Annotated in this window: 11 protein-coding genes; 4 read left to right on the forward strand and 7 right to left on the reverse strand. The window is 60.9% G+C overall.

The genetic code is table 11. From position 1 onward, the window contains the following. Window positions 1–96: 96 nt before the first annotated feature. The gene (gene rmf / locus ACP7BX_RS10560; protein WP_002553055.1) at window positions 97–312 is read right to left on the reverse strand and encodes a ribosome modulation factor; all 216 of its coding nucleotides are present in this window, start codon (window positions 310–312) and stop codon (window positions 97–99) included. A 532-nt stretch (window positions 313–844) separates the two neighbouring features. On the opposite strand from rmf, the gene rlmKL reads away from it, so the two are divergent. Continuing rightward, the gene (rlmKL, locus tag ACP7BX_RS10565; RefSeq protein WP_016979274.1) at window positions 845–3,109 is read left to right on the forward strand and encodes a bifunctional 23S rRNA (guanine(2069)-N(7))-methyltransferase RlmK/23S rRNA (guanine(2445)-N(2))-methyltransferase RlmL; all 2,265 of its coding nucleotides are present in this window, start codon (window positions 845–847) and stop codon (window positions 3,107–3,109) included. A gap of 140 nt (window positions 3,110–3,249) precedes the next feature. After that, window positions 3,250–5,682: a sensor domain-containing diguanylate cyclase gene (locus ACP7BX_RS10570; protein WP_426126346.1), complete on the forward strand. Its 2,433-nt coding sequence runs from the start codon at window positions 3,250–3,252 to the stop codon at window positions 5,680–5,682. 1 nt (window position 5,683) lies between these two features. Here ACP7BX_RS10570 and dacB read toward each other — a convergent pair whose 3' ends face one another. After that, window positions 5,684–7,144, reverse strand: coding sequence for a D-alanyl-D-alanine carboxypeptidase/D-alanyl-D-alanine endopeptidase (gene dacB / locus ACP7BX_RS10575; protein WP_038847815.1), 1,461 nt, complete (start codon window positions 7,142–7,144; stop codon window positions 5,684–5,686). 238 nt (window positions 7,145–7,382) lie between these two features. Here dacB and ACP7BX_RS10580 point away from each other — a divergent pair, with 238 nt between their 5' ends. Beyond that, a complete protein-coding gene (locus ACP7BX_RS10580; RefSeq protein ID WP_033900540.1) occupies window positions 7,383–7,727 on the forward strand; it encodes a YggL family protein in 345 nt (114 codons plus the stop codon). 37 nt (window positions 7,728–7,764) lie between these two features. Here ACP7BX_RS10580 and ACP7BX_RS10585 read toward each other — a convergent pair whose 3' ends face one another. Next, entirely contained in the window at window positions 7,765–8,955 is a 1,191-nt protein-coding gene (locus ACP7BX_RS10585; RefSeq protein WP_269131661.1) for a benzoate/H(+) symporter BenE family transporter, read from the reverse strand. Window positions 8,956–9,181: 226 nt separating this feature from the next. On the opposite strand from ACP7BX_RS10585, the gene ACP7BX_RS10590 reads away from it, so the two are divergent. Next, the gene (locus ACP7BX_RS10590) at window positions 9,182–9,946 is read left to right on the forward strand and encodes a GntR family transcriptional regulator (RefSeq protein ID WP_015885332.1); all 765 of its coding nucleotides are present in this window, start codon (window positions 9,182–9,184) and stop codon (window positions 9,944–9,946) included. Between the two features lie 57 nt (window positions 9,947–10,003). Here the strand turns inward: ACP7BX_RS10590 and guaD are convergent, their stop codons facing one another. From guaD to xdhA, 4 genes are read right to left on the reverse strand one after another with little or no spacing between them, the layout of a single operon-like run. Continuing rightward, window positions 10,004–11,308: a guanine deaminase gene (guaD, locus tag ACP7BX_RS10595; protein ID WP_426126349.1), complete on the reverse strand. Its 1,305-nt coding sequence runs from the start codon at window positions 11,306–11,308 to the stop codon at window positions 10,004–10,006. Window positions 11,309–11,320: 12 nt separating this feature from the next. Continuing rightward, window positions 11,321–12,160 (reverse strand): xanthine dehydrogenase accessory protein XdhC, encoded by an 840-nt coding sequence (gene xdhC, locus ACP7BX_RS10600; RefSeq protein ID WP_314529297.1) that lies wholly within the window; start codon window positions 12,158–12,160, stop codon window positions 11,321–11,323. Between the two features lie 12 nt (window positions 12,161–12,172). Then, complete coding sequence (gene xdhB, locus ACP7BX_RS10605) at window positions 12,173–14,572, reverse strand: xanthine dehydrogenase molybdopterin binding subunit (protein ID WP_426126352.1); 2,400 nt, start codon at window positions 14,570–14,572, stop codon at window positions 12,173–12,175. Next, complete coding sequence (gene xdhA, locus ACP7BX_RS10610; protein ID WP_426126354.1) at window positions 14,565–16,013, reverse strand: xanthine dehydrogenase small subunit; 1,449 nt, start codon at window positions 16,011–16,013, stop codon at window positions 14,565–14,567. The genes xdhB and xdhA overlap by 8 nt, the downstream gene beginning before the upstream one ends. Window positions 16,014–16,291 lie beyond the last annotated feature (278 nt).

Raw genomic sequence — 16,291 nt, forward strand, 5'->3', positions numbered from 1 at the left:
GAGCCCCCTGGGCCGAAGCCCGCCGCCCGGATGGGGCGTGCGTGGTTAAGTCGTTAAATCTTCATCGGTGGTGATGTCGGAATTAGTTGCCCTTGATTAGCCGACGGCGTGAAGTTCGTTGAGTCTGTGGATTCCCGCAGTGCCAGTCATACCGTCCCAGTTGTCGCCGCGTCCTTCTCGCCAGCCGTTGATCCAGGCTTGGCGTACCGACGGTAGAGTAAATGGGCAAAGCTCACGGGATTTGCCATGAACGCCATATTGATATCCGCGTAAAAATGCTCTTTCCAACGGATCACGCTTAAGTCTTCTCATAGGGTGTTTCCCTCACTTGTTGACTGTCTTGATATCCTTCGGCCCCGCTTGGGGCCGGGCAGAGTTTTTCTGCCGTTGGTGGGCTCGCTGCCGGCGTGGCGAGCCTATGTGTCGGCGTCGTTACGGCGCCAACCTGTGTTGAGTTCTAACCAATAGGTCACATGGATTCAATGATCGTTTTGTCATAAGCACGTAACGATAACGATGCTATAGCCATAAGCTGGGATGGCTTTTCGTCCCATTTGTGGGGCAAAGCCAGCTATGATGCACCCTGCATAGAGGATGGGTTTAATCCTTTAGTGAGAATGCCCGCCCGTTGCAGTCGGTTATTATTCGACGAAGGGTCGGAATATTTCTTTTTGTTACAGCTAATTGTTTATCTGCCCCGTCAATAAAGGCCCAAACGCCTGTCGGACGGGGTGGGACGGCACATTCGTGCCACGCGAGCACTCTTCAAGAAAAGTGCTTGATTGAAAACCGAGCCGGCGATGCGTCGCCCGTTCATTTATTGCTGAAAAGCCTGGAATGCCCCATGTCGGACCGTTTTGAACTCTTCCTCACCTGCCCCAAGGGCCTCGAAGGCCTGCTGATCGAGGAAGCCGTCGGGCTTGGCCTTGAGGAAGCCCGCGAGCACACCTCGGCCGTGCGCGGCATGGCCGACATGGAAACCGCCTACCGCCTGTGCCTCTGGTCGCGCCTGGCCAACCGCGTATTGTTGGTGCTCAAGCGCTTCCCGATGAAGGACGCCGAAGACCTCTACCACGGCGTGCTGGATATCGAGTGGGCCGACCACATGGTGCCGGACGGTACCCTGGCCGTTGAATTCAGCGGCCACGGCTCGGGTATCGACAACACCCACTTCGGCGCGCTGAAGGTCAAGGACGCGATCGTCGACAAGCTGCGCACGCCGACCGGCGAACGCCCGTCCATCGACAAGATCAACCCGGACCTGCGCATCCACCTGCGCCTGGACCGTGGCGAAGCCATCCTGTCCCTCGACTTGTCCGGCCACAGCCTGCACCAGCGCGGTTACCGCCTGCAGCAAGGCGCGGCACCGTTGAAGGAAAACCTGGCCGCCGCGATCCTGATCCGTGCCGGCTGGCCACGCATTGCTGCTGAAGGCGGCGCGCTGAGCGACCCGATGTGCGGCGTGGGCACCTTCCTGGTGGAAGGCGCGATGATCGCCGCCGACATGGCGCCCAACCTGAATCGTGAACTGTGGGGCTTCACCACCTGGCTGGGCCACGTCCCGGCGCTGTGGAAGAAGCTGCACGCAGAGGCTGCCGAACGCGCCGCCATCGGCATGAACAAGCCGCCCCTGTGGATCCGAGGCTACGAAGCCGATCCCCGCCTGATCCAACCCGCACGCAACAACATCGAACGCGCAGGCCTGAGCCATTGGATCAAGGTGTACCAGGGCGAAGTCGGCACCTTCGAACCGCGTCCGGACCAGAACCAGAAAGGCCTGGTCATCTGCAACCCGCCGTACGGCGAGCGTCTGGGTGACGAAGCCAGCCTGTTGTACCTCTACCAGAACCTCGGCGAGCGCCTGCGCCAGGCGTGCATGGGCTGGGAAGCGGCGGTGTTCACCGGCGCGCCGGACCTGGGCAAGCGCATGGGCATCCGCAGCCACAAACAGTATTCGTTCTGGAACGGCGCGTTGCCGTGCAAGCTGCTGCTGATCAAGGTCAATCCAGACCAGTTCGTCACCGGCGAGCGTCGCACCCCGGAACAGCGCCAGGCCGAACGTGAGCAAGCCGCTTACGATCAAGCCCCGGCCGAGCCGCAAGAGCGCCAGTACAACAAGAACGGCAACCCGATCAAACCTGCTCCGGCCCCCGTGGTTGAGCAGGCGCGCCTGAGCGAAGGCGGGCAGATGTTCGCCAACCGCCTGCAGAAGAACCTCAAGCTGCTGGGCAAGTGGGCCAAGCGTGAAGGCGTGGATTGCTACCGTGTGTACGACGCCGACATGCCGGAATACTCCATGGCCATCGACCTGTACCACGATTGGGTCCACGTGCAGGAATACGCCGCGCCGAAATCCATCGACCCGGAAAAAGCCTCCGCGCGTATGTTCGATGCCCTGGCCGCGATTCCCCAGGCGCTGAACATCGACAAGAGCCGCGTGGTGGTCAAGCGTCGTGAGCGTCAGAGCGGCACCAAGCAGTACGAGCGCCAGAGCGCCCAGGGCAAGTTCACCGAAGTCAGCGAAGGCGGCGTGAAGTTGCTGGTCAACCTCACCGACTACCTGGACACCGGCCTGTTCCTCGACCACCGCCCCATGCGCATGCGCATCCAGAAAGAAGCGGCCGGCAAGCGCTTCCTCAACCTGTACTGCTACACCGCCACCGCCAGTGTGCACGCGGCCAAGGGCGGCGCGCGCAGCACCACCAGTGTCGACCTGTCCAAGACCTACCTGGACTGGGCGCGTCGCAACTTCTCCCTCAACGGTTTCTCCGACAAGAACCGTCTGGAGCAGGGTGACGTGATGGCGTGGCTGGAGGCCAGCCGCGATGAGTTCGACCTGATCTTCATCGATCCGCCGACCTTCTCCAACTCCAAGCGCATGGAAGGCATCTTCGACGTACAGCGCGACCACGTGCAGTTGCTCGACCTGGCCATGGCGCGCCTGGCACCGGGCGGCGTGCTGTATTTCTCGAACAACTTCCGCAAGTTCGCGCTGGAGGACAACCTCAGCGAACGCTATGCGGTCGAGGAGATCAGCGACAAGACCATCGACCCGGATTTTGCGCGCAATGCCAAGATCCACCGGGCGTGGAAAATCACCGCACGCTGATTGCTGCACCAAAAAGCCGCAAGCCTGGATTATTCCGGGCTTGCGGCTTTTTTACGCTGGTCAAACCCAGGGCCGATGGCTATAACTTAAGGCCTAGCCAAAGTGACACCCCCCGCACGCTGGCGTTGTGAGTGTTGCCTATGCCGTTGCAAGCCGTTCGCCCGAAAATCCTAGGCTTTATCAGTGAGCAGGCGTCGGCTTGGCTGGTGGCATTGGTGGTGTTACTGGCAGGGTTTGCCTTGACCGCGGTTGTCGCCTGGGCGGCTGCCGACCTCTATCAGCAACAGGTGCGCCAGCGCTTTCAATTGCTGGTCAATGAGCGCTACACCCGCCTGCAGGAACGTTTCGAAGACCAGGAGCAACGGCTGAACAGCCTGCGGCGCTTCTTCGTTAATTCCGATGATGTGTCCCGCGAAGAATTCGACGGTTTTGCCCAGCCCTTGTTGTTGCGCGCCCGTGCTTACTCCTGGGCGCCACGGGTGTATCGCGAACAGCGCAGCCAGTTCGAACAAGAGGTGTCCAGCCAACGCGGTGCACCCTTTTTCATCCGTGAATTGAATTCGGCTGGCGAACTGGCCCCGGCGCCCGAGCGCGACGAATACGTGCCGGTGCTGTACAGCCAGACCCAAAGCTTGCTGGGCGCCCCCCTCGGTTTTGACCTTCTGGCCCAGCCCCTGCGGCGTTCAACCCTTGAGCGCGCGCAGAAGACCGGCAAGCTGGCGGTGTCCCAGCCCATGCAATTGGTGGGGGTGGAGCCGGCCTATGCCACCGGGGTTTTACTGGTCGCGCCGGTGAGTCACCTGCCCACCTCGGATCAGTCGCAGAACGAGCCCTACGGCTATGTAATGGCCGTGATCAGCATGCGCCAGCTGGTAGCCGACGGCTTGCCCAAGCCGGACCGTGACAACCTGGTGATGCAGATCATCGACACGTCCGATCTGCAGAAACGCGTGCTCTTCGAGTCCAGCAATGAGGTAGGCAGCAGCGAGTTGGTCGGCGCGCGCCGCCTCACGCTGGGTGACCATGTGTACGCCCTGAAACTGCGCCCCAGCCAGGTGTTCGACCAGGCCAACCATTCCTCGCTGAACACCATCCTGACCATGGGCGGCCTGCTCAGCCTGCTGCTCAGTGCCTTGCTTTATGTGCTGGTCAGCCAACGCCAGCGCGCCGTGAAGCTGGTGGAACAACGCACTGCCCAGTTGCGCCTGCGTGAACAGGAATTGCGTGGCGCCCACGGCCAATTGCGCAGTGTGCTGAATGCCGCGACCCAGGTGGCGATCATTGCCACCGACCTGCGCGGCGTGATCAATACCTTCAACGCCGGCGCCGAGCAGATGTTGGGCTTCAAGGCCGATCACGTAGTGGGTACGCACACCTTGGAAAGCCTGCACCTGGCGCCTGAGCTGGAGGCGCGCGCGGCCAGCCTGAGTGTGGCGTTGGGCAAGCGTATTCCCGCCAGCCAGGCGATGCTGGTAGAGAGCCCGGACACGCTGCACGAAGCCCGCGAATGGACTTTGATCCGCGAAAACGGCACCCAGTTGACTGTGAACATGCTGGCCACGGTGTTGCTGGACGACCATGGTTTGTGGATCGGCCACCTGGCGATCTACCTGGACATTACCGAACAGAAACGCGCCTACGAGGCCTTGGCGGCCCGCGACCGCCTGCTCAAGAAACTCAGCGCCCATGTGCCCGGCGGGATCTTCCAGTTCACCCTGGAACCCCAGGACAACTGGAAATTCATCTACGCCAGCGACGGCATGCGCGACATCTATGAAATCGAACCGAATGTGTTGCAGCAGGATGCGAAGCAGGTCTTCGAGCGCATCCACCCGCTGGATGCGGAGCGGGTGCGTGCTTCGATCCGCTTGTCAGCGTTGCAGTTGAGCCATTGGCGCGAGGAATACCGCGTGCTGTTGCCGCAACGCGGCCTGCGTTGGATTCGGGGCGAGGCGACCCCGGAAGAGTTACCCGCAGGCGGTACGTTGTGGCATGGCTACGTGTCGGATATTTCCGATCTGAAGCGGGTGGAAGAAGAACTGCGTGCGCTGTCCATCACCGACTCTTTGACCGGCATCCATAACCGTCGCTATTTCCAGGATCGCCTCAAGGCCGAGATGGTGAGGCTCAACCGCACGTCGGGCAACTTGTCGGTGATCATGCTGGATATCGATCACTTCAAACGCATCAATGACCAGCACGGACACGCTGTCGGCGATGGGGTGCTGCAGGAGTTGTGCAAACGCATCAGCCAGCGCCTGCGCCGCACCGATGTGTTCTGTCGCCTGGGTGGCGAGGAGTTCATGGTGCTGTGCCCGCACACCGATGGCGAACAGGCCTACAGCCTGGCGATGGAATTGTGGACGTCGCTGCGCAGTGCGCCGATGGAGCCGGTGGGCATCGTCACCGCCAGCTTTGGCGTGGCCAGCTGGCGGGTGGATGAAGGCATTGACGGGTTGCTGCTACGCGCCGACTCGGCCGTGTATGTGGCCAAGCAGGCGGGCAGGGACCGGGTGGAAGTTGTGGCGAGGGAGCTTGCTCCCGCTGGAGCGCGCAGCGGTCCCGTTCAATAAATCAGAGTACCGGAGCTGCCGCCACCACCTTCGGCTGACGATACAAATCCAGCAACACCTGATCCAGCACCGACGAAGCGCCCCATGGTTTCGGATCGTTGAGGATCGCCACCACGGCCCAGGTATTGCCGTTGTTGTCGCGGCTGAACCCGGCGATGGCACGCACGGTGTTCAAAGTACCGGTCTTGACGTGGGCTTCGCCGCGCATGGCCGTGGTCTTCAGGCGCTTGCGCATGGTGCCGTCGGTGCCGGCGATCGGCATCGAGCTGATGTATTCCGCAGCGTAAGGGCTCTTCCACGCGGCTTGCAGCATAGCCGCCATTTCGCGGGCGCTGACGCGTTCGGCACGTGACAGGCCGGAACCGTTTTCCATCACCAGGTGCGGCGCGGTGATGCCTTTCTTCGCCAGCCACTGGCGCACCACACGTTGGGCTGCCTTGGCATCGTCGCCGTCGGCGTCGTTGCGGAACTGCGCGCCCAGGCTCAGGAACAGCTGCTGGGCCATGGTGTTGTTACTGTATTTGTTGATGTCGCGGATGATTTCCGCCAGGTCCGGCGAGAAGGCCCGGGCCAGTACCTTGGCATCCTTGGGCACTGGCGCCTGGATATCACGGCCCTGGATGGTGCCACCCAGTTCCTGCCAGATCGCGCGCACGGCGCCCGCGGTGTAGGTGGCGTGGTCGAGCAATGACAGATAAGTCTGCGAGCTGCAGCCATCGGCCAATTGGCCGCTGACCGTGACCGTCACGCTGCCATCGGCGGCGGTGACCGGGTTGTAGCGCACATCACCGGTGCACTGCTTGGCGTTGGAGACCTTGACCTGGTTGTCGATGCGGATGCTGGCAATCGGCGGTTCGACCGACACCAGTACGCGGCCGGAGTCATTGCGCGTTACAAAACGCAGGGCCTTGAGGTTGACCAGCAGCGCGTCCGGCTTGACCAGGAACGGTTTGTTCTCGTCATTGCCATCGTCATTGAACTCCGGCAACAGCGGCTGGTTGAAGAAGCCACGGTCCAGCACCAGGTCGCCGGTGACTTGCTGTACGCCGTTGGCGCGCAGGTCGCGCATCAGCAGCCAGAGTTTTTCCATGTTCAGCTTGGGGTCGCCGCCGCCCTTGAGGTAGAGGTTGCCGTGCAACACGCCACCGCTGAGGGTGCCGTCGGTGTAGAACTCGGTTTTCCACTGGTGGTTGGGGCCGAGCATTTCCAGGGCCGCGTAGGTGGTGACCAGTTTCATGGTCGAGGCCGGGTTCACGGAGACGTCGGCGTTGAACACGGTCGGCGTGCCCGGGCCGTTCAGGGGGATCATCACCAGGGACAGCGCGGTGTTTTGCAGTTTGGCTTTGGCCAGCGCCTGTTGAACATTCGGCGGCAGGGTGTTGTTGACGGGGGCAGCGGAGACGGAAAAGGCCAGTGGCAGAATAAGACCGGCAAAAAACACAGAACGCAAAGATTTGATCATAAGAAGTAAAACCCTACTGCTGAGGAGGGTGAAAAAGGCGAGGGGTAAATAAGAAAAATCCCTCAATGGTCATGAAAGTGTCGGCATTATGCCCCAAGGTGGAGCCACTTGTAGCTGAACCATAGCTGGTATTCTGCGTTTTTTTTGCAGGCAAATTGCCGCCTGTCCCAGAGAGTCGGGCAATCGCCGCCTTAAACTGCTAAAGTGCCGCCCGTTATTACTTATGAGGATTGTTCCAATGGCGACTAACCGTTCCCAGCGTCTGCGCAAAAAACTGTGCGTTGATGAATTTCAAGAGCTGGGTTTCGAACTGAACCTGGACTTCAAAGAAGACCTGAGTGAAGAAGCTACCGACGCTTTCCTCGAAGCATTCATCAAAGAAGCCATGGAAGCCAATGGTCTGGGCTATGTTGGCGGCGATGACTTCGGTCTGGTTTGCCTGCAGAAGCGTGGCTCGGTCAACGAAGAGCAGCGCGTAGCGGTTGAAAGCTGGCTCAAAGGCCGCAGCGAACTGAAAAGCGCTGAAGTCAGCCCACTGCTGGACGTGTGGTATCCGGAAAAGCCGATCAACGCGGCTAAGTGATACTAAAAAAAACGGCGACCTCAGGGTCGCCGTTTTTTTATGCCTTGCGCCAGTTCAGAATCAGCAACGTCAACACCCCCGCCACAATCCCCCAGAACGCCGACCCGATGGAAAACAGCGTCAAGCCGGACGCCGTGACCATAAAGGTGATCAGCGCCGCTTCCCGTTCCTTCGGCTCATTCATGGCGATGCTCAAGCCATTGATGATCGAGCCAAACAGCGCCAACGCCGCAATCGACAGCACCAGTTCCTTGGGCAAGGCTGCGAACAACGCCGCCAAGGTCGCGCCGAACACCCCGGCAATCCCGTAGAACACTCCGCACCACACGGCGGCGGTGTAGCGTTTGTTACGGTCTTCATGAGCATGGGGCCCGGTGCAGATGGCCGCGCTGATCGCCGCCAGGTTGATACCGTGGGAGCCGAACGGCGACAACACCAGGGAGGCCAGGCCGGTCGCGGTGATCAGGGGCGAGGCGGGCACGTTGTAACCGTCGGCCCTGAGCACCGCGACGCCCGGCATGTTCTGGGATGTCATCGCCACCACGAACAGCGGGATGCCGATGCTGATGGTTGCGGCCAGTGAGAAGTGCGGCGTGGTCCACACCGGCGTCGCCACTTCCAGGTGAAAACCACTGAAGTCCAGCAGCCCCATCAACCCCGACAATACGGTGCCGATTACCAGCGCCGCCAGCACCGCATAGCGTGGCGACAGGCGCTTGATCACCAGGTAAGTGAAGAACATCCCCAGTACCAGCCCGGTGCGATGCTGCGCGGCGACGAAGATCTCGCTGCCGATCTTGAACAGAATCCCCGCCAGCAAGGCCGCCGCCAGTGACGCCGGAATGCGCTTGACCAGTTTTTCAAAGCTGCCGGTCAGCCCGCAGATCGTCACCAGCACCGCACAGGTGATGTAGGCACCGATGGCCTCGCCATAACTCACGCCGCCCAGGCTGGTGATCAGCAGTGCCGCGCCCGGCGTCGACCAGGCAATGGTGATCGGCGTGCGATAGCGCAGGGACAAGCCGATGCTGCACACCGCCATGCCGATGGAAATCGCCCAGATCCATGAAGAAATCTGCGCCGTGGTCAAACCGGCGGCTTGCCCGGCCTGGAACATCAGGACCAGGGAGCTGGTGTAGCCGGTCATCATGGCGATGAAGCCGGCGACAATGGCCGAGGGAGAAGTGTCAGCCAGCGGGCGCAAAGGCGCTTGGGTGGCGTCGTTCATGGAGAGGTGTTCCTTTTACCTGGATTTTTGCCGTTGTCGGCACGGATTCAAGCCTAAACTCAAACGTAACGACTCATTGCAATACAGCCGACGGCGCAAACAGCCGTACAGTGTGTTGGCGCATCCGGTTGTGTACAATGTGCCCTGTTTTTAGGTGATACTTGCCAGCGACCCGCTGTTGACGTATTACCGTTAATTCGCCGCCGTTCTCCAAACCCGAGTGCCCATGAACGAACAGTTGCAACCTCTCAAGAAACAACCGCGAGCCGGCAAGGCCGGTCGCAGCGGAACCCAGGACGATATCGTCTACGCGCATATCTTCGAGGCGATCCTCGAACAACGCCTGGCACCCGGCACCAAATTGAGTGAAGAGGCACTGGGCGAAATCTTTGGCGTGAGCCGCACCATCATTCGCCGCGCCCTGTCGCGCCTGGCCCATGAAGGCGTGGTACTGCTGCGACCCAATCGCGGTGCGGTGGTGGCCAGCCCGAGCGTCGAGGAAGCCCGCCAGGTGTTCCTTGCGCGGCGTCTGGTGGAGCGGGCGATCACTGAACTGGCCGTCCAGCACGCCACGGCCGAACAACTGGCCGAGCTGCGCCAGATGGTCAACGACGAGCGCGACAGCTTCTCCCGTGGCGATCGTGGCGCCGGTATCCGCCTCTCCGGCGAATTCCACCTCAAGCTGGCCGAAGCGGCGAAGAACGCGCCGCTGATCAGCTTCCAGCGCAGCCTGGTGTCCCAGACCTCATTGATCATCGCCCAGTACGAAAGCGGCAACCGCTCGCACTGTTCCTACGACGAGCACACCCAATTGATCGATGCGATCGAAGCGCGGGACGCGGCGTTGGCGGTGAACCTGATGATGCATCACATGGACCATATCGACAGCAAGCTCAACCTCGATGAAGAGAGCGCGTCGGATGATCTGCATGCGGTGTTTTCGCATTTGTTGCAGACCAAGAAGCCGGGTCGTTCTTCGATCAAGTTGTAACAGTCAAAAAAATCCCCGGTTCATGTGTAATGAACCGGGGATTTTTTGTTTCCGGGATTAGCGCTGGTGCACCAGCTGCCCGGCTGCATAGGTCTGCAACACCGTCCGGTCATCCCCCAGCGTCATCAGCACAAATAACGTCTCGGCAATGTTCTTCGCCTGCTTCAAGCGATAGCTCAGCAGCGGCGTGGCGTTGTAGTCCAGTACCAGGAAGTCCGCATCGGTGCCCGGTTGCAACGTGCCGATCTTGTCTTCCAAACGCAATGCACGCGCACCACCCAATGTTGCCAGGTACAGCGACTTGAACGGGCTCAAGCGCGCACCCTGCAATTGCATGACCTTGTAGGCTTCGTTCAGGGTTTGCAGCAGCGAGAAACTGGTGCCGCCGCCCACGTCCGTGCCCAAGCCCACATTCAGTTTGTGTTTCTCGGCCATCGGCAGGTTGAACAAACCGCTGCCGAGGAAGAAGTTCGAGGTCGGGCAAAACGCGACCGCCGAACCGGTCTGCGCCAAACGTGCACACTCGTCATCACACAGGTGCACGCCATGGGCAAACACCGAGCGCTCGCCCAGTAGTTTGTAGTGGTCGTACACATCCAGATAGCCGTTGCGCTCCGGGAACAGTTCCTTCACCCACTCGACTTCCTGCTTGTTCTCACTGATGTGAGTCTGCATGTACAGGTCCGGGTATTCCCCCAACAGCTGGCCCGCCAGCGCCAGTTGTTCGGGTGTACTGGTCGGTGCAAAACGTGGGGTGACCGCGTAGTGCAGGCGGCCCTTGCCGTGCCAGCGTTCGATCAGCGCCTTGCTTTCCTGGTAGCCGGATTCAGCGGTGTCGGTCAGGTAGTCCGGCGCATTGCGGTCCATCATCACCTTGCCGGCGATCATGCGCAGGTCGAGCTTCTCGGCAGCCTCGAAGAACGCATTCACCGACTGCGGATGCACACTGCCAAACACCAGCGCGGTGGTGGTGCCGTTGCGCAGCAGTTCCTTGATGAAAATATCCGCGACTTCTTCGGCGTGGGCCTTGTCGGCGAACTGGCTTTCGCACGGGAAGGTGTAGGTGTTGAGCCAGTCCAGCAACTGCTCGCCATAGGCGCCGACCATGCCGGTTTGCGGCAGGTGGATGTGGGTGTCGATCAGGCCGGGCGTGATCAGCGCGTCCTGGTAATGGGTGATTTCGATGTCGGCAGGCAGGGTTGGCAGCAAATCGCTGGCATGGCCAAGGGCACTGATCTGACCGTTTTCGATCACCAGCAGGCCGTCTTCGAAATAGTCGTAGGAGGCTTCGATCCCCACTTCAGCAGGGTCGGCGATGCTGTGCAGAAGGGCGGCACGGTAGGCTTTGCGAGTCAAAGGCATGGTGATCTCAATTCAAAGGGCTTGGCTGCGACGTGAAGCCGGCAGCAGTTTGGCAATAGGTTCGGCGCTGGCGGTGTGCTGGCCGAAATTGGCGTTATAGGTGGCGATGATTTCGCCGGCGATGGAGATGGCGATTTCCACCGGCAACTTGCCCTTCACCTCGGTGAGGCCCATGGGGCAGCGCATGCGTTGCAACTGCGCGGTATCGAAACCGCGATCACGCAGCCGGTGTTCGAACTTGACTCGCTTGGTCTTCGAACCGATCAGGCCGAAGTAGGCGAAGTCATTGCGCTTGAGCAGGGCGGCGGTGAGTTCCAGGTCCAGCGCGTGATTATGGGTCATGACGATGCAGTAACTGCCCACTGGCAGGTCGGCAATTTCGTCGACTGGCTCTTCGCTGACGATTTTACGCACGCCCTGTGGGATATGTTCCGGAAACTCCTGATCCCGCGAATCGATCCAGCGCACCCGGCACGGCAAGCTAGCCAGCAACGGCACCAGCGCACGGCCGACGTGGCCGGCGCCAAACACCGCGATCTGCGCCTGCACCTGGCCCATGGGTTCGAACAGCAGCACGGTCACGCCACCGCAGCACTGGCCCAGGCTGGCGCCCAGGCTGAAGCGCTCCAGATGGGTGTTCTGCTGACCGCGTACGAGCATGTCGCGGGCGATCTGCATCGCCTTGTATTCCAGGTGCCCGCCGCCAATGGTGTCGAAGGTCTGCGCGGCGCTGATCACCATCTTCGAACCGGCGTTGCGCGGCGTGGAGCCGAGCTCTTCGATGATGGTCACCAATACGCAGGGTTCACCCCGGTTTTGCAGGTCGGCGAGGGCGCTGATCCAGTTGTTCATAGTCACCTCGGCTCAGAGTGAGGCCAACTCGTTTTCGGTTTCGACAGCCTTCGCCGCCGTCAACTTGCGCATCTGCTCACACCCCCACAACACCCGCTCCGGTGTCGCCGGCGCATCAATCTTGGGCTGATGGCGGTAGTCACCCAAACTCGCCACCGCATCCTTGATCGCGCACCACGACGCAATGCCGAGCATGAAAGGTGGCTCGCCCACGGCTTTGGAATGGAACACCGTGTCTTCCGGGTTCTTGCGGTTTTCCACCAGCTTCACTCGCAGGTCCAGCGGCATATCCGCCACGGCCGGGATCTTGTAGCTGGCCGGGCCGTTGGTCATCAGCTTGCCCTTGTTGTTCCACACCAGCTCTTCCATGGTCAGCCAGCCCATGCCTTGGATAAAGCCGCCTTCGACCTGGCCGATGTCGATGGCCGGGTTCAGCGAGGCGCCGACGTCGTGGAGGATGTCGGTGCGCAGCATCTTGTATTCGCCGGTCAGGGTGTCGACGATCACTTCGCAGCAGGCTGCGCCGAACGCAAAGTAGTAGAACGGCCGACCGCGCGACTGGCTACGGTCGTAGAAGATTTTCGGGGTCTTGTAGAAGCCGGTACTGGAGAGCGAAACCTGGGCGAAATAGGCCTGCTGGATCAGCGCCTCAAAGGTGAGGATCTGATCCCGCACGCGCACATGGCCGTTGTGGAATTCCACGTCCGCTTCGCTCACGTCGTACTTGCGCGCGGCGAATTCCACCAGGCGCTGCTTGATGGTTTCGGCAGCGTTCTGCGCAGCCTTGCCGTTCAAGTCGGCACCGCTGGAAGCGGCGGTCGGTGAGGTGTTGGGCACCTTGTCGGTGTTGGTGGCGGTGATCTGCACGCGGTCGATTTCGACCTGGAACACTTCGGCCACCACCTGCGCGACCTTGGTGTTCAAACCCTGGCCCATCTCGGTGCCGCCATGGTTCAGGTGGATGCTGCCATCGGTGTAGATATGGATCAGCGCACCGGCCTGGTTGAGGAAGCTGGCGGTAAACGAAATGCCGAACTTCACCGGGGTCAACGCCAGGCCTTTTTTCAGGATCGGGCTGTGGGCGTTGTACAGGCGGATCGCTTCGCGGCGTTCGGCGTATTGGCTGCTGGCTTCTAGTTCGGCGGTCATCTCTTCGAGCATGTTGTGCTCGACGGTCTGGTAGTAGTGGGTGACGTTGCGCTCGGTCTTGCCGTAGTAATTGACCTTGCGCACCGCCAGCGGGTCGAGCGCCAGATGGCGGGCGATGGCGTCCATCACTTCCTCGATGGCGACCATGCCTTGTGGGCCACCGAAACCGCGATAGGCGGTGTTGGACGCGGTGTTGGTCTTGCAGCGATGGCCGTTGACCGTGGCATCGCCCAGGTAATACGAGTTGTCGGAGTGGAACATCGCGCGGTCGACAATCGAGTTCGACAGGTCCGGCGAGCAACCGCAGTTGCCGGCCAGTTCCAGGTTGATCCCGTGCAGGCGCCCCGTGTCGTCAAAGCCCACGTCGTATTCGATGTAGAAGGGGTGGCGCTTGCCGGTCATCAGCATGTCTTCGACGCGCGGCAGGCGCATCTTGGTCGGCTGGCCGGTGAGGCGCGCGACGACCGCACACAGGCATGCGGGGCTGGCGGCCTGGGTTTCCTTGCCGCCGAAACCACCGCCCATGCGGCGCATGTCGACGACGATTTTATTCATCGACACGTCCAGCACTTCGGCCACCAGTTTCTGCACTTCGGTGGGGTTCTGCGTGGAGCAATAGACAATCATGCCGCCGTCTTCGGTGGGCATCACCGAAGAGATCTGGGTTTCCAGGTAGAAGTGTTCCTGGCCGCCGATATGCAGGGTGCCCTGGATACGGTTTTTCGCCGTGGCCAAGGCGCCGGCTGAATCGCCGCGCTGGTGGGTGTGGCTGTCGAGCACGAAATGCTTCTTGCGGAAGGCCTCGACCACGTCCAGCACCGGCTCCAGGTCTTCGTATTCGATCACCGCGGCCATGGCGGCCTTGCGCGCGGTTTCCAGGTCGCGGGCGGCAACCGCCAGCACGACCTGGCCGACGAACTGCACGGTGTCGATGGCCAGCAATGGATCGCCTGGCATCAACGGGCCGATGTCTTTCAGCCCCGGCACGTCTTCATGGGTGATGACAATGCGCACGCCTTCAAAGACATAGCAGGGCGCGGTGTCGATGCTGAGGATGCGGGCGTGGGCACGGTCGGACATGCGCGCATACAGGTGCAGTTGGTTGGGGAATTCCAGGCGGTCATCGATGTACTGCGCTTCACCGGAGACGTGCTTGGCGGCGCTGTCATGCTTGACGCTGCGACCGACCCCGGAGGTCAGGTCCTGGGCGAACAGCTCGGCGAGTTCGGCCTGGGTTTTAACGACGGCGTGATGGTTAGACATAAGCGGTCACCCGAGTCTCGATGTGCGGCGTTTGCAGCTCGATGAAGTATTTGCGCAGCAAATTCTGCGCGCTGAGCAGGCGGTATTCCTTGCTGGCGCGGAAGTCCGACAGGGGCGTGAAATCCACGGCCAGGGCGGCGCAGGCTTTTTCCACGGTGGCGGAATTCCAGGTAGCACCCACCAACGCAGCCTCGCAGCTTTTGGCGCGTTTTGGCGTGGCAGCCATGCCGCCGAACGCCACGCGGGCCTCGTTGATCACACCGTTTTCGATCTTCAGGTTGAACGCGGCGCAGACGGCGGAAATATCATCGTCCAGGCGCTTGGAGACCTTGTAGGCGCGGAACAGCGTGTGGCCTTTGGGCACGATGATTTTCTCGATGAACTCGCTGTCCTGGCGCGCGGTGACGCGGTAGTCGATGAAGTAATCTTCCAGCGCCAAGGTGCGGCGGGTTTCGCCTTTGCACAAGACGATCTGCGCGCCCAAGGCGATCAGCAGTGGCGGCGAATCACCGATCGGCGAGGCGTTGCCGATGTTGCCGCCCAGGGTGCCCTGGTTACGGATCTGCAAGGAGGCGAAGCGGTGCAGCAGTTCGCCGAAATCCGGGTATTCGTGGTGCAGCGCGATGTAGCAGTCGGAGAGGGCGGTGGCGGCGCCGATTTCCAGGCGGTCGTCGAAGTTGTCGATGCGCTTCATTTCTTCAATGTTGCCGACGTAGATCATCACCGGCAGCGTGCGGTGGAACTGGGTGACTTCCAGCGCCAGGTCGGTGCCGCCCGCCAACAAGCGGGCTTGCGGGTAGGCGTCATAAAGGTCGGCCAGGTCGGCGACGGTCAGCGGCACCAGGCAGCGTTTGTCGCCGCTGTTGAGTTCGCCGGTCTGTGTTGGTGCGATGGCTTTGAGGCGAGCGATGGTCTCGGCCTGGCGGCTGTCGAACTGATCCTGGGGTTTGTTGCAGCAGGCCTGTTCGGCAGCGGCAAGGATGGGGCGATAACCGGTGCAGCGGCACAGGTTGCCGGCCAGGGCTTCGTGGGCTTTTTGGCTGTCGGGCGCGTCGCTGTTCTTTTGCAGGGCGAACAACGACATCACGAAGCCGGGGGTGCAAAAGCCGCATTGCGAGCCGTGGCACTCGACCATGGCTTGTTGCACGCTGTGCAGTTGGCCCTGGTGTTTGAGGTCTTCGACGCTGATCAGTTGTTTGCCGTGCAACGACGACACAAAGGTCAGGCACGAATTGAGACTGCGATAGCGGATCTGCTCGGCGCCTTGAGCATCCGTATGCAACTCACCGATCACCACGGTGCACGCACCGCAATCGCCGCTGGCGCAGCCTTCCTTGGTGCCGGATTTGCCCAGATGCTCACGCAGATAGTTGAGCACCGTCAGGTTGGGGTCCAGGGCGTGCTCGCTACGGAGTTCCTGGTTAAGTAAAAACTGGATCACGGAAGGCCTCGCAGACTCATTATTGTTGTTAACCGCTTTGCGCCGAATCTAGTCATGTCTGACTTTTCGGTCAACGATTTTCTGACCAGAAGGTCAAGAAAATGCAGTCGCAACACTTTCAATTATGGTCCAGTCTTCTGGAACCGGCGTTTTTGGGGGCTTGTGGGTGTTCATCGCTGCTTATTCCGTGCCAAATTCTGCAGGGTGGGCGTAGCGCCATCAGCCAGCCAATGCGCTACACTGCCGCGCTTGTACCGATAGAAGATTTTGAAGGGAAA

It is taken from the genome of Pseudomonas sp. DWP3-1-3b3 (assembly GCF_049896305.1).
Lineage (GTDB): Bacteria > Pseudomonadota > Gammaproteobacteria > Pseudomonadales > Pseudomonadaceae > Aquipseudomonas > Aquipseudomonas azotoformans_A.

Bases quoted from the DNA above. Each gene is read 5' to 3' on its own strand.
- ACP7BX_RS10585 (WP_269131661.1), bottom strand. From the start codon at position 8,955: ATGAACGACGCCACCCAAGCGCCTTTGCGCCCGCTGGCTGACACTTCT.
- xdhB (WP_426126352.1), bottom strand. From the start codon at position 14,572: ATGTCTAACCATCACGCCGTCGTTAAAACCCAGGCCGAACTCGCCGAG.
- rmf (WP_002553055.1), bottom strand. From the start codon at position 312: ATGAGAAGACTTAAGCGTGATCCGTTGGAAAGAGCATTTTTACGCGGA.
- ACP7BX_RS10570 (WP_426126346.1), top strand. From the start codon at position 3,250: ATGCCGTTGCAAGCCGTTCGCCCGAAAATCCTAGGCTTTATCAGTGAG.
- rlmKL (WP_016979274.1), top strand. From the start codon at position 845: ATGTCGGACCGTTTTGAACTCTTCCTCACCTGCCCCAAGGGCCTCGAA.
- ACP7BX_RS10590 (WP_015885332.1), top strand. From the start codon at position 9,182: ATGAACGAACAGTTGCAACCTCTCAAGAAACAACCGCGAGCCGGCAAG.
- guaD (WP_426126349.1), bottom strand. From the start codon at position 11,308: ATGCCTTTGACTCGCAAAGCCTACCGTGCCGCCCTTCTGCACAGCATC.
- xdhC (WP_314529297.1), bottom strand. From the start codon at position 12,160: ATGAACAACTGGATCAGCGCCCTCGCCGACCTGCAAAACCGGGGTGAA.
- dacB (WP_038847815.1), bottom strand. From the start codon at position 7,144: ATGATCAAATCTTTGCGTTCTGTGTTTTTTGCCGGTCTTATTCTGCCA.
- ACP7BX_RS10580 (WP_033900540.1), top strand. From the start codon at position 7,383: ATGGCGACTAACCGTTCCCAGCGTCTGCGCAAAAAACTGTGCGTTGAT.